This window comes from Amycolatopsis sp. DSM 110486, from assembly GCF_019468465.1.
Classification (GTDB): domain Bacteria; phylum Actinomycetota; class Actinomycetes; order Mycobacteriales; family Pseudonocardiaceae; genus Amycolatopsis.
In genome coordinates this window covers 7,050,485-7,063,521 of record NZ_CP080519.1, presented here as the reverse complement: position 1 = coordinate 7,063,521, position 13,037 = coordinate 7,050,485, and the positions used below count along the sequence as shown (strand labels likewise).

Below are 13,037 nucleotides of genomic sequence, written 5' to 3'. Positions count from 1 at the left end.
GCTTTGTTTGTCAATGCTTGGCTCGGACCGTGCGGGACGTCGAGGTGATCGAGGACCCGGCTGCCGCGGCAGCCGCGCTGGACCCGGTCCGTGCGCGCCTGCTGGCGGCGCTGGCCGAACCCGCGTCGGCGGCCTCGCTCGCCACGCGCGTCGGACTCACGCGCCAGAAGGTGAACTACCACCTGCGCGCGCTGGAGTCCCACGGTCTCGTCGAGCCCGCGGGCGAGCGCCAGTGGGGCGGGCTGACCGAACGCCTCTTCGCCGCCACGGCCGCGTCGTACCAGGTCTCCCCCGCCGCGCTCGGCGACGCCGGCACGTCGGCGATGCAGCCAGACCGGCTCTCCTCGGCGTACCTGCTGGCGGTCGCCGGCCGGACCGTGCGCGAGGTCGCCGGTCTCGTGCGTCGAGCGGCGCGCGCCGGCAAACCGCTGCCGACTCTGGCGCTGGACACGGAAATCGCGTTCCGCTCGGCGCGCGAGCGGGCGGCGTTCACCGACGAGCTGACCACGCTCGTGGCCGGGCTCGTCTCGCGCTACCACGACGAATCGGCTCCGGGTGCGCGAACGCACCGGCTGGTGGTCACCGCGCACCCGAAGCCGGCCGATCCGCCTACGCCGGCTGGATGATCACCTTCAGCGCCTGGTGGTCGGCGGCGTTGCCGAACACGTCGTAGGCCTGGTCGAGCTGGTCGAAGGTGAACGTGTGCGTGCCCATCTTCTCCGCGGGGATGCGGCCGCTCGCGACCATCTTCAGCAGCGTCGGGATCGACACGGTGTCGACAAGCCCCATCGTGAGCGTGATGTTGCGGATCCACAGGTCCTGCATGGGGAGTTCCACGCCCACGCCGTGCACGCCGATGTTCGCGACGTGCCCGCCGGGCCGCACTAGCGCGGCGGCGGTCTGCAGGGTCTCGGGGTAGCCGACGGCTTCGATGGCGACGTCGACACCGAGCCCGTCGGTGTGCGCGAGGACCTCCGCGACGGTGTCGGGCCCGGCGGCGACCGTGTCCGTCGCGCCGAACTCGAGAGCCTTCTCGAGCCGGAACTTGTTGGCGTCGATGGCGATCACCTTCGACGCGCCCCACAGGCCCGTGGTCAGGATCGCGGCGAGCCCGACCGCGCCGGAACCGACGACGGCGACCGTGTCGCCCGGCCGCACCTCGCCGGCGAGCACGCCGACCTCGTAGCCGGTGGGCAGGGAGTCGGCGAGGAAGATGGCCTGCTCGTCGGTGACTTCGGCGGGCACGTGGTAGAGCGAGGTGTCCGCGAAGGGCACGCGGACGTACTCGGCCTGGGTGCCGTCGATGAGGTGCCCGAAAATCCAGCCGACGCCACCGACCGTGCGGCAGTGCGAGGGCATGCCCCGCTGGCAGTAGTCACAGCGGCCGCAGCGCGTGACGGCCGGCACGAGCACCCGGTCGCCGACTTTGAAGCTGCCGACGGCGTCGCCCACCGCCGTGACCGTGCCGACGGCTTCGTGGCCGAGGATGCGGCCGTCGGTGACCGCGGCGACGTCGCCGTGGAGGATGTGGAGATCGGTGCCGCAGATCGTGGTGGTGTCGACTTTCACCACGACGTCGGTCACCTCTTGGATCGTCGCGTCGGGAACGTCTTCCCACGCCTTGTTTCCGGGTCCGTGGTACACCAGTGCCTTCATCGCCACCTCCGGGTCGGGACCGACTCTCGACGCTACGACGGGTCCGCGGCGTCGCCGGTCTCAAAATCAGACACCCGAACAGGTGTTCGATCCTCGTGTACGGTGGGGGCATGAGTCACGCACTTCAGGGATCGCTCTTCGGGTCCGGCTTCGAAGGCGCTGCTTTGGGTTCCCTCAACGGGATCCGGCGCACCGACCTCGGCCGCGGCGCGTGGGTCGACGTGCTGCCGGGCTGGCTGTCGGGGTCCGACGAGATTTTCACGCGCCTGGTCGCCGACGTCCCGTGGCACGCCGAGCAGCGGCAGATGTACGACCGTGTCGTCGCTGTGCCGCGCCTGCTCTGCTTCTACCGCGAAGACGAGACGCTGCCGCACCCGTTGCTGACCTCGGCGCGCGACGCGCTCTCCGCGCACTACGCGGCCGAACTCGGCGAGCCCTTCCGCACCTCCGGCCTGTGTTACTACCGCGACGGCCGCGACAGCGTCGCCTGGCACGGCGACACCATCGGCCGCGGCAGCTCCGAAGACACGATGGTCGCGATCCTCTCGGTGGGCACCGCGCGCCACCTCGCCCTCCGCCCCCGCGGCGGCGGGGAGTCCCACCGCTACCCGCTGGGCCACGGCGACCTGATCGTGATGGGCGGTTCCTGCCAGCGCACGTGGGAACACGCGATCCCCAAGACGGGCAAGGGGGTGGGACCGCGGATCAGCATCCAGTTCCGGCCGAAAGGGGTGCGTTAGCCGGTCGGCGTCGGGGAAAGCCACGACGAAGCGCGCCACGGGAGTTCCCGGCGATGTCGATCGCCGCGAACGGTCCGCCGACGACACCGACCCTGCGCGAGAGGTCCGGTGAAGCCGGCGGCCAGAAGCCCGGAGGCACCGGGCGTCGCGGAGGTCGGTAGCCCTGCTGCCGCGCAGAGTCCGGCGAACTCGTGCGCGTGAAACGGTCGCCGGTCAGCCGAGGCGGCGGAAAAGTCCCGCCCGGAGCCGTTCTTCGCCGAATCCTCCGTCTCGTGAGCCCGGCGTCAGCGGACCAGCACCGGCAGTGAGTCGAGGCCGTAGACGATCGAGACCTTGCGGAACGCCAGTTCGTCCGGCTCGACGGCCAGCCGCAGGTCCGGGAACCGCTTCACCAGAGCCGGGTAGGCCGTGCGCAGCTCCATGCGCGCGAGCTCCGCGCCGATGCAGCGGTGGATGCCGTACCCGAAGGCCAGGTGGGAAGACGGGTCGCGTTGGGGGTCGAAGCGCTCCATGTCGGTGCCCAGCACCGCGTCGCGGTTGGCGACGGAGAGGGACACCAGCACGATGTCGCCCTCGCCGATGTGGACGCCCGCGATGTCGATGTCTTCCTTGGCGAAGCGCGGGAACGCCATCTGCACCACGGTGAGGTAGCGCAGCAGCTCCTCCACGAACCGGTGCACGGAGTCGTCGTCGCCGCGGACCGCGTCGAACGCGGCGGGGTCGCGGAGCAGCACCAGGGCGCCGAGGGCGAGCATGCTGGCGGTGGTTTCGAGGCCACCGGTGAGCACGCCGTCGGCGAGGCCCGCGAGCTCGAGGTCGTCGATCTCGTCGCCGTGTTCCTTGATGAGCATGCCGAGCAGGCCATCGCCCGGTTCTTCGCGCTGCTTCTTGACGATGTCGAGCAGGTAGGTCAGCGACTCCGAGATCGCGCCCAGCGACGCGCCCGCGCCGCCGAACAGGTCGAAGCGCGCGGTGCTCAGGCGCTGGAAGTCGGCGCGGTCCTCATAGGACACCCCGAGCAGCTCGCAGATCGTGAGCGACGGGATCGGGAGCGCGAACGCCTCCCACAGGTCCACGGGCCCCTCGGCGGCGGCCATCGCGTCGAGCTGCTCGTTCACGATCTCGTCGATCCGCGGCGTGAGGCGGTTGAGCCGACGCATGGTGAACTCCGGCGTGAGCAGCTTGCGCAGCCGCGAGTGCACCGGCGGGTCGGCGAAGCCCAGCCCGCCCGGGTTCTGGTCCTCGGTCACGCCCGCGTTGCCGACGAGGTTCGTGAAGTCGTTGCTGAACTCCGAGACCTTGCCGAGAACGGCCTTGGACTCCTCGTAGCCGGTCACAAGCCACGCGTTCATGCCGAACGGCAGGTCGATCTTGCTGATGGGCTCCTCGGCCCGGCGCTGCCCCAGCGACGGCACGGGGTCCAGCCCCACGCGCCGAAGCGGTTCCAGCGCGGAGTCGGGAAGGAACGCCATCTTCTCGAGGTCGAAACCTCGCTTCTGCTGCCTCGCGATGTACCGGCGACCGGCCCAGGCGAGGATTCGCGAGCGGAGACTCCCCATGACAGCGACACTACCTCACGCCGCCGTTCGGGTGATCGGCGCGGAGACAGCCGTCACCTGCGGTTCGGGATCATGACATGCGCCGTGACCCGGCCGTGACCAGCGGTGCGGGAGCGGGGACGCGGCACCGGCTCAGGTCCGGCGAGCGCCGATTGCGCCGACGCATCCACAGTGGACACCGCGGTCTCCATCGGAGGGCGGAAAGCCCCGGCGTTCTCAGGTCGCCGGGGCCTCCGAGCGTGTTTCGGACGCGCCGACCCTTCCGGGTGAACGTGACGATTCGCACGCCCCGCACGAAAAGAAGTCAGGCGCGGTTGTTCACCCAGCCCTTCACCGCGCCGGCGCACTGGTAGCGGACGACCACGTGTGACTTGCTGGCGTAGGCCCCGCTGGCCCCGGCGAGATCCCACGGCCCCGGCCGGTCCGCGTCGACCTTTCCGCCGGCCTGGACGGTGACCACGTCCCGGCCCGCGACACCGGGGGTGTCCCCCACGAGCGAGATGCCGTCGAGGGTGATCGGCTGGTCGTAGCTCGACGCCAGCCGCAGGTACCGGCCGCCGTTCACCGGAATGTGGAGCTTGCCCCACTCGCCCGGCTCGGTCGCCTCTCCGCGGTCACTGCTCATGTCCTCGTCCTCCTCTTCTCCCGGGGTCTTGAGTGCGCCGAAGTGCGCCGTCGTGTAGCTCTCGTCGAGATCGACTCCGGCCGCCGAGATGCCCGGGATGGTCCCGGACGAGCTGTACTGGTGGATGTCGTAGCGGCCGGCGGCGGCGTCGGGCCGTGCGCCGTAGCGGGCGATCCAGATCACGAGACCGGGGATGCCCCAGCGGTCCGGGCGCAGCAGCGTCGCGAGCGCGTTGTTCATGTACACGCCGGGCCGGAACCCACGAGCGTCGATCCGTTGGCAGAACGCCCTGCCGAACGCGGCTTTCTGGCTGTCCGGGATGTTCTGCGCCTCCGAACCGGGCGGGTTGTCCTCCAGGTCCAGCATCGGGACGCAGCCGGTGGCGCCGAGCCGGATCACCTCGCCGAGGAGGACGTCGGCCTGCGCCGCGGCGCCGGGACTCGCCTGGACGAAGTGGTAGCCGCCGACCGGGATGCCGACGGACCTGGCGCCGTTCACCTCGTTGTCGGCGCGGCCGCCGGCGGGGGTACCGCCACCGTCGGAGAGCTTGACGTAGACGAACGTGACGCCGGCCCGCTTGACCGCGGGCCAGCTGGTGACGGTCTGGAACCTGCGGTAGATGTCGATGCCGAGCGCCATCAGGAACCGCCTTCCGTGACGTAGGTGGGCGCCGGGTAAGTGCCGCCGAGCTCGCGAACGGCGTCGACCACGCGGTGGTTCCACCATCGGCGCGTCGTGCCGCACGGATGTCGGCCACGCCGGGCCCGCCGCGGCGGCCGCGTTTCCGCGCGCAGCGCAGCGACCCGGTCGGCGCCGGTGGCGGTGGCCGTGTTCGTCGGCACGACTGCTCCCCCAGTTGCTCAGCTTGGGGACGACTTGTCCGTTTCGCGAGTTGGAGCCGCCTCGTAACCTGCCACCCGCGCCGCGCGGACGACACCGCCAGCATGGGTATTCGTCTCCCCCGAACGTTGGAGACCGGGAACCTCGGTGCAGTACCACGACGGCGAGTGCGTCGGTCCGCTTTCGCCTGTCGCACAGCGGGTTCACCACGAAATCGTCAGAGTCGGGCCGTGCCGGGCGCCGGTTCGGCACCACCGGTTGCCCGAAGCAGGTTCGGATGTCGGGCCGACGCGGGCGCGACCGGATTGTCGGTGTCGTCATCCAGAATGGGGTCGGCCGAGGAGAGGACCCTGGCGAGGAGCTCTCCTCCCGGCGTGCACGTGTCGTCACACCGAAGCCCGCCCGGAATGGGCGCGACGGACGGTGGGGAGGCGTGAGAGGCTCGGATCCGGAACGGGAGGAAACGGACATGACTGCGGCGCTCATCGGACGGGAGCACCCCGCCTCGGTGTTGCGCGCGGAGCTGGCGCGCGCGACCGCGAGCCACGGCGGCCTGGTGCTGGTCACGGGTGAGGCCGGCATCGGCAAGACCACGCTCGTCACGGGCCTGGCCGACGAGGCCCGCGAACGCGGGGCGCTCGTGCTGGCCGGCACGTGCTGGGAGTCGGGCAGCGCGCCCGGTTACTGGCCGTGGGTGCAGGTCGTGCGCGCGCTGCGCCGGGCCGCTGAACCGCACGAGTGGGCTGCCGCGGATTCCGCGACGCTGTCGGCGCTGCTCGGCGAATCACCCGAGCCCGGCGACGCGTTCCGCCTGCACGACGCCGTCACGAGCGCGCTCATCACGCTCTCGCACGACCGGCCCGTGGTCGTGGTGCTCGACGACCTGCACTGGGCCGACCCCGCGTCGCTGCGGCTGCTCGACTTCGCGGCGCGCCACACGTGGTTCGAGCGGCTGCTGCTGATCGGCACGTACCGGGACGTCGAGGTCGACGCGCCCGGCCACCCGCTGCACCAGCTCGTGCTGCCGCTCGTCGCGAAGGCCACCACGGTCACGCTCACCGGCCTCGACCCCACGCAGGTCGCCGAGCTGATGGGCCGCACAACGGGCACGGACCCCGGGGCCGAGCTGGCCGCCGACGTGCACCGCCGCACCGGTGGCAACCCGTTTTTCGTCGAGCAGACCGCGCGGCTCTGGCGCAGCGGCAGCCCCGTCTCGGCCGTCGCGCCGGGCGTGGCCGACGCGTTGCAGCGGCGGCTTTCGCTGCTGCCGGCCCAGGTGGCGGACCTGCTGAGCGACGCCGCCGTGCTCGGCCGGGAGTTCTCGCTGCACCTGCTCGCCGCGGTCGCCGGCGCACCCGTGCCGCAGGTCGACCACCTGCTCGGCCGGGCCGTCGCGACGCGGCTCGTGGTCGCGCTCGGCGAAGGCCGCTTCGCGTTCGCCCACGACCTGGTCCGCGAATCGCGCTACGCCGGCCTCGGTGCCGAAGGCGCGGCCCGCCGGCACGCGGCCGTCGCCGACTCCGACCTGGTCGGCCCCGCCGAACGCGCCCGGCACGCCTACCTGGCGGGCGCCCTCGTCGAGCCGGCCCGCACCGTCGAGCTGCTCTTGGCGGCCGCCCGGGATGCCAGTGCGCGCCTCGCCATCGAGGAGTCCATCGGCCACCTGCGGCGCGCGCTGGAACGCGCACCGACCGTCCGCACGCGTGCGGTCGTGGAGCTGGAACTGGGCACGCTGCTCTGGCGCGTCGACGACAAGGACGAGGCCTGGGCGCACTTCGAAGGCGCCGTCGCGAGCGTGCGCGAACTCGACGACGCCGAGCTGCTCGCGCGCGCCGGCCTCACCCTCGCCCGCGTCGACCCAGGCGGCGCGCGCCACGAGCTCGTGTCCGGCCTCCTGCTCGAAGCCCACCGCCGCCTGTGCGCGGGCACGCCGGCCGAACAGCTGTCCCTCGACCGCGTCACGCTCGAGCTCACGGCCCGCGCCGCCATGCTCGCCCGCGACGACGAGGACGACCACGCGCTCGCGTTCTCCCTTTGGGCACGCCACGACGCCATCTGGGGCCCCGGCAGCGGCGCCGAACGCGAACGGCTGACGGACGAACTCGCGGTCATCGCCCGGCGCACCGGCGACCGCGAGAACGAATACTTCGCGTCGTCGCTGAAATGGGTCGCACTCCTCGAACAGGGCGACCCGCGCTACCTCGACCAGTTTCGCTCGTTCCAGGGCTTGACGGAAAACAGCGGCCTGCGCGGTGCCGAACTGGCCGCGAAAATCGACCGCAGCATCATCTGCGCGCTGCACGGCCGCTTCGCCGACTCGGACGTCGCCTTGCAGCAGGCGCTCGACGCGCACCTCGGCCTGAGCGAACGCGAGTTCGGCTTCATGGGTGACCAGTTGCGCTGGAGCGCCCTGCTGCTGCAAGGCCGCTTCGCCGAGCTGGCCGACCTGCCCGCCCGCATGAGCGACGCGGGGCACTCCCACCCGGGCCTCCTGCGCGCCCTCGCCGCCGCCCACGCCGGCGACGCCGCCACCACCCGCGAGCTGCTCGCCGAGGCCACCGCGGAAGCCCCGTACTCCCGCGAGTTCACCCCGCTGTGGCTGCGCTGCCAGTCCCAGGCCGCCGCCGTACTGGGCGACCGCCCGGCCGCCGAACGCCTCCTGGCCGAGCTCGCGCCGTACTCCGGCGAATGGCTGGTTTCCTTGTACGGCTGCGATCTGAGCGGCCCCGTCGACCTCTGGACCGGCCTGCTCGCCGCGACCCTCGGCGACCACGACCTCGCCGTCGACCTCTTCACCTCCGCCGCCCGCTCCGCCGGCCGCCTGCGCGCACGCCCGTGGTCGATCGAAGCCCGCAGCCACCTCGCCACCGCCTACCAGAACCTGGGCGACACCCGCCGCGCGGCGGAACTCTTCGACACCGTCACCGCGGAAGCCACGTCACTGGGCATGCACCACATCCCCGCCCGCGCCCGAGCGGCCCGTACAGAACCGTTGCCCCTCAACGAGTTCCGCCGCACCGACGCCGTCTGGTACCTCCGCTACGCCGGCCACGAAACCCGCGTCCCCGACTCCAAAGGCCTGCGCGACCTCCACTTCCTCCTCGGCCGTCCCGGCACCGACGTCCCCGCCGTCCGCCTCCTCGCCCCCGAGGCCGACGTCGCCCCCACCTTCACCGGCACCCCCATCCTCGACGACGCGGCCAAAGCCGCCTACCGTCACCGCCTCACCGAACTCGACGCCGCCATCGACCACGCCACCACCCTCGGCGACGACACCCGCGCCGCCACCCTCGACACGGAACGCGCCGCGCTCCTCACCGAGCTCCGCACCTCCTCCGGCCTCGCCGGCCGCACCCGTCGCCTGGGCGACGAATCCGAACGCGCGCGCAAAGCCGTCACCGCCCGCATCCGCGACGCCATCCGCAAACTGGCCGACCTCCACCCCACCCTGGCCGACCACCTCCACGCGACCATCACCACCGGGTCGAGCTGCTCCTACCACCCACCCACCCCCACTACCTGGCGCCTGTAACCGCACAGCAACCGGCAACAGAACGCACGCACCATGGGCGGGTGGGGGAAGTGGCCCGCCGCATTCTCTCCAGCGAGCCGAGCACTCACTTCCTGTTGTACAACCTCATAGTCCACGTCCCGAACACCAACGTCAGCACGCCGGCCGCGATCAACGTCCACATGATCGCTCCGAAGTCCCATGCCCCGGCCATCATCGACCGAACCCCGCTCACCAGCTGCGTAATCGGGTTCAACTCGACGAACACCTGCAACCACCCCGGCATCGTCGACGGATCCACGTACACGTTCGACAGAAAAGTCAGGGGCATGATCACCATCATGCTCACCCCCATCACCGACTTCTCCGACCTGAGCAGCAGCCCGAACATCGTCCACACCCACGACAGCCCGAACGAGAACACCAGCAGCAGCACGACCCCAGCCACCACACCCCCGAAACCACCCGGCGGCCGGAACCCCAGAATCAACCCCACCACCATGATCACCACAGACGCGATCACGTACCGCAACGCGTCCCCCAGCAAGTACCCCACCATCGCCGAGGGCCGCCAAATCGGCAGCGTCCTGAACCGGTCGAACACCCCCTTCTCGATATCCGTATTGACAGCCAACCCCGTGTACATCGTGATCATCACAACGCTGGACGCCAAAATACCCGGCAAGAAAAACTGCAAATACTGCGAAGGCGACCCCGCCAACGCCCCGCCGAACAAATACGTGAACATCAACGTCATCATGATCGGAAACGCCGTGACATCGAACAACTGCTCCGGCACATGCTTGATCTTCAACACCGCCCGCCGGCCGAACGTGATCGACGTCGACAGCGCACTGGGCCTGGGCGGCCGTTCCACCGCCACCAGCAACGCGGCCAAATCCTCGACCTTCGGCGCGGCCAGCTCGACATCAGCCTCGCGTACAGTCGTCACACCGCCACCTCCTCATTTGCCGGACGATCAGTCAGAGCCAAGAACACCTCGTCAAGACTCGGCTGACCCAACGAAAACGTGTCAACAGTGATGCCGGCCCGCGCCAGCTCCGCGAGGGCCCGCGAGGCGCGATCGGCCGAGCCGAGGTGCTCGTCGGCCGACAACCGCGCCGTCAACGCCACCGGATCCGGCTCCAACTGCACCGTCGCTTCAAGCGTCCGCCCCAGTACCTCCGCCGCAGCCTCGCGCTGGCCGGCATCACGCAACCGCAAATGCACAGCCCCGACGCCGACGGAAGCCTTCAACTCCCCTTTCGTCCCCTCCGCGATCACCTTTCCGTGGTCGATCACCGCGATCCGCGACGCCAACTGATCCGCCTCGTCGAGATACTGCGTAGTCAGCAACACCGTGGTCCCCTGCGCGACGATCGCCCGCACGATGTCCCACACCTGGTTGCGGCTTCGGGGATCCAGCCCCGTCGTCGGCTCGTCGAGGAACAACAGATCGGGCGTGTTGAGAATGCTGGCCGCGATGTCCAACCGCCGCCGCATGCCACCCGAGTAGTTCTTCACCTGCCGCGCCGCCGCGTCGGTCAACCCGAACGCCTCCAGTAACTGCGCCGCACGCGACCGGGCCGCGGGCTTGCGATGCCCGAGCAGCCGCGCAAGCATCACGAGGTTCTCGGTGCCGGTGAGGTCCTCGTCGACCGACGCGTACTGCCCCGTGAGGCTCACGCGGCTGCGCACGGCGTCGGCTTCGCGCACCACGTCCTTGCCGAACACGCGCGCCTCACCGCCGTCGGGCCTGGTCAGCGTCGCCAGCATGCGCACGACCGTGGTCTTGCCCGCGCCGTTGGGGCCGAGGACGCCGTAGACGGTGCCCGCGGGCACCACGAGATCGATGCCGTCGACCGCCCGGGTCTCCCCGAACACCTTGACGAGCCCGGCGGTCACGATCGCCGGCTCGGCGGTGGCACTGCTCATGTCTGTCCTTTCCCCGTTCTTGTTCGGCCACAGTCGGTCGGCCACAGTCGGTTCACGCGCAGTAGGGCCGCGCGCGCCGCCCGTCGCGCAGGGCGAGCCCCCACCAGACGAGCTCGTCGAGCAACGTCGTCACGGCGGGCGCGTAGCGCTCCGGATCGGGGCGGAAACCGCCGTCAGCCACACGGGCTTCGAGCAGGTCGAGGCACACCGCGTCGCGCAAGGTCGCCGTGTGCAGCTCGGTGAACACCCCACGAAGCTGCTCCACCGCGTACCGGCCCGCGGCGCGGTAGCCGTAGGAGACGAACCCGACCGGTTTCGCCCGCCACTCGTCGTACGCGCAGTCGATGGCCTGCTTGAGCGACGCCGGGAAGCTGCGGTTGTACTCCGGCGTGACGACCACGTACGCCTCGGCCGCCGCGATCCGCCGCGCGAACCCGGCCATCGCCGGGGTCGGCCGCGCGGGGTAACACGCCGGGATCGCGAAGTCGGCGAGGTCGACCACGTCGAGGTCCAGCCCGGTGCGCGCACCGGCCCGCTCGACGAACCACCGGCCGACGCCGCCGCCCACCCGGCCCTCCCGGGTGCTGGCGACGACCACGGCCACCCGCAGCTTCTCCTGCACACCCTCAGGGCGCCAGATGCGCGCGAGCCGCCGCCAGATTCGATCTGGCGGCGCGCGTCAGGCGTAGAACGGGTACGGCCACGCCCGCAGCACGGCGAGCGCCACGAGCAGGAACCCGAACACCCAGGTGGTCCCGCCGCCGTAGTTGAAAACGCGGTCGAGCACGACGGTCGTGACGAGCAGGACCACGGCCGCCGCCGGCACGACCCACCGCGCGTGCAGCACGTCGAGCACCGGTGAAACGAGCGCCGCGGCGCCGACCAGCATCACGACGCCGGCGGTGAAGCCCTCCCCGCGCGTGAACAAGGGCTTGCCCGTCAGCACGCTCCCCCGGCGGTACCGGGCGAGCGAATCCTGGAGGCGCACACACGCCGAGAAGAGGAACACGACCGCGAGCGCCCACTGGACGCACCACAACACGACGTTCACGGCGCCGACGCTAATGTGCTCCCACCGGGACCGGTCCCCATGCCGACAGCGCCCGATGAAACGTTTCATCACCGTGTTAGGCTGGCCGCCCCAAGGGCGAGGGGAGGGCCGTGGTCGGCATCAAGGACGTCGCGAAGCGCGCGGGCGTTTCGATCGGCACTGTGTCCAATGTGGTCAATCGACCCCACGTCGTCGCGACGGCCACGCGCAACCGGGTGCTGTCGGTCATCCAGGAGCTCGGGTACGTGCGCGACGAGTCCGCGCGGCAGCTGCGCGCCGGGCGTTCGCGGATCATGGCGCTGCTCGTGCTCGACCTCGGGAACCCGTTTTTCGTCGACGTCGCTCGCGGCGCCGAGGAAGCCGCCCACGCGCAGGGGATCAACATCATCACGTGCAACAGCGGGCAGCGGGTGGAGACCGAGGCGTCGTACCTCGCGATGCTCGCCGAGCAGCGCGTGCGCGGCGTGCTGCTGAGCCCGGTCGACACCGCCGGCGACGCGATGCAGGCGTTCCGCCGTAGTGGGATTCCGTACGTGTTCGTGGACCGCAAGGTGCCGGCGGACGAGGCGAGCTCCGTGTCGGTCGACGACGTCGCGGGCGGTGCGCTCGCCGCCCGGCACCTGCTGGAGACCGGGCACCGCCACATCGGGTTCGTGAACGGTCCCACCATCCTCACGCAGTGCCGCGACCGCGACGCCGGCGTGCGCTCCGTGCTCACCGGCTCGCGAGCGCAGCTGTCGGCGGTGGAGGCGATCGGCCTCGACGTCGCGTCGGGCCGCGACGCGGGCGCGCGCCTGCTCGGCATGAGCCCCCGGCCGACGGCCGTGTTCTGCGCCAACGACCTGCTCGCGCTCGGCGTGCTGCAGGCGATGGTCGGCGCCGGCGTGCGCGTGCCGGACGAGATGGCCATCGTCGGCTACGACGACATCGAGTTCGCGGGCGCGGCGGCCGTCCCGCTCACGTCCGTGCGCCAGCCCGCGTTCCGGCTCGGGCGCACGGCCGCCGAGCAGCTGCTCGCGGAAACCGAGGAGAACCCGCCGCCGCACCGCGAAGAGGTCTTCACGCCGGAGCTGGTGGTGCGGGAGTCGACGCGCGTTCGCCGGTAACTGTTTACACCGGG

12 protein-coding genes are annotated in these 13,037 nt (G+C 71.1%); 4 read left to right on the top strand and 8 right to left on the bottom strand.

Annotation, left to right across the window (positions count from 1 at the left end; all coding sequences use genetic code 11):
* Positions 1–29 precede the first annotated feature (29 nt).
* Complete coding sequence (locus tag K1T34_RS34300) at positions 30–626, top strand: helix-turn-helix domain-containing protein (RefSeq protein ID WP_220238873.1); 597 nt, start codon at positions 30–32, stop codon at positions 624–626.
* On the opposite strand, the gene K1T34_RS34295 is transcribed toward K1T34_RS34300, so the two are convergent.
* The gene (locus K1T34_RS34295) at positions 610–1,656 is read right to left on the bottom strand and encodes an alcohol dehydrogenase catalytic domain-containing protein (protein ID WP_220238872.1); all 1,047 of its coding nucleotides are present in this window, start codon (positions 1,654–1,656) and stop codon (positions 610–612) included. The two genes, K1T34_RS34300 and K1T34_RS34295, sit on opposite strands and share 17 nt — an antisense overlap.
* Before the next feature lie 110 nt (positions 1,657–1,766).
* On the opposite strand from K1T34_RS34295, the gene K1T34_RS34290 reads away from it, so the two are divergent.
* The gene (locus K1T34_RS34290; RefSeq protein WP_220238871.1) at positions 1,767–2,396 is read left to right on the top strand and encodes an alpha-ketoglutarate-dependent dioxygenase AlkB; all 630 of its coding nucleotides are present in this window, start codon (positions 1,767–1,769) and stop codon (positions 2,394–2,396) included.
* Positions 2,397–2,680: 284 nt separating this feature from the next.
* Here K1T34_RS34290 and K1T34_RS34285 read toward each other — a convergent pair whose 3' ends face one another.
* The 3 genes from K1T34_RS34285 to K1T34_RS34275 form a co-directional block, all read right to left on the bottom strand.
* Positions 2,681–3,955, bottom strand: a complete 1,275-nt coding sequence (locus K1T34_RS34285) for a cytochrome P450 (protein ID WP_220238870.1) — start codon at positions 3,953–3,955, stop codon at positions 2,681–2,683.
* 304 nt (positions 3,956–4,259) lie between these two features.
* On the bottom strand, positions 4,260–5,219 hold the full coding sequence (locus tag K1T34_RS34280; RefSeq protein ID WP_220238869.1) for a glycoside hydrolase family 25 protein: 960 nt from the start codon (positions 5,217–5,219) through the stop codon (positions 4,260–4,262).
* Complete coding sequence (locus tag K1T34_RS34275) at positions 5,219–5,422, bottom strand: hypothetical protein (protein WP_220238868.1); 204 nt, start codon at positions 5,420–5,422, stop codon at positions 5,219–5,221. Before K1T34_RS34275 ends, K1T34_RS34280 begins: the two co-directional genes overlap by 1 nt.
* A 467-nt stretch (positions 5,423–5,889) precedes the next feature.
* On the opposite strand from K1T34_RS34275, the gene K1T34_RS34270 reads away from it, so the two are divergent.
* Entirely contained in the window at positions 5,890–8,952 is a 3,063-nt protein-coding gene (locus K1T34_RS34270) for an AAA family ATPase (RefSeq protein ID WP_220238867.1), read from the top strand.
* A gap of 85 nt (positions 8,953–9,037) precedes the next feature.
* On the opposite strand, the gene K1T34_RS34265 is transcribed toward K1T34_RS34270, so the two are convergent.
* Genes K1T34_RS34265 through K1T34_RS34250 form a run of 4 tightly spaced genes read right to left on the bottom strand, consistent with a single transcriptional unit; the run spans position 9,038 to position 11,917 of the window.
* Positions 9,038–9,883, bottom strand: a complete 846-nt coding sequence (locus tag K1T34_RS34265) for an ABC transporter permease (RefSeq protein WP_220238866.1) — start codon at positions 9,881–9,883, stop codon at positions 9,038–9,040.
* Entirely contained in the window at positions 9,880–10,866 is a 987-nt protein-coding gene (locus tag K1T34_RS34260; protein ID WP_220247549.1) for an ATP-binding cassette domain-containing protein, read from the bottom strand. The genes K1T34_RS34265 and K1T34_RS34260 overlap by 4 nt, the downstream gene beginning before the upstream one ends.
* A gap of 52 nt (positions 10,867–10,918) precedes the next feature.
* Complete coding sequence (locus K1T34_RS34255) at positions 10,919–11,488, bottom strand: NADPH-dependent FMN reductase (protein ID WP_220238865.1); 570 nt, start codon at positions 11,486–11,488, stop codon at positions 10,919–10,921.
* Positions 11,489–11,545: 57 nt separating this feature from the next.
* Complete coding sequence (locus K1T34_RS34250) at positions 11,546–11,917, bottom strand: hypothetical protein (protein WP_220238864.1); 372 nt, start codon at positions 11,915–11,917, stop codon at positions 11,546–11,548.
* Positions 11,918–12,027: 110 nt separating this feature from the next.
* Between K1T34_RS34250 and K1T34_RS34245 the strand changes: the two genes are divergently transcribed.
* Complete coding sequence (locus tag K1T34_RS34245; RefSeq protein WP_220238863.1) at positions 12,028–13,023, top strand: LacI family DNA-binding transcriptional regulator; 996 nt, start codon at positions 12,028–12,030, stop codon at positions 13,021–13,023.
* The last annotated feature ends 14 nt before the right edge of the window (positions 13,024–13,037 follow it).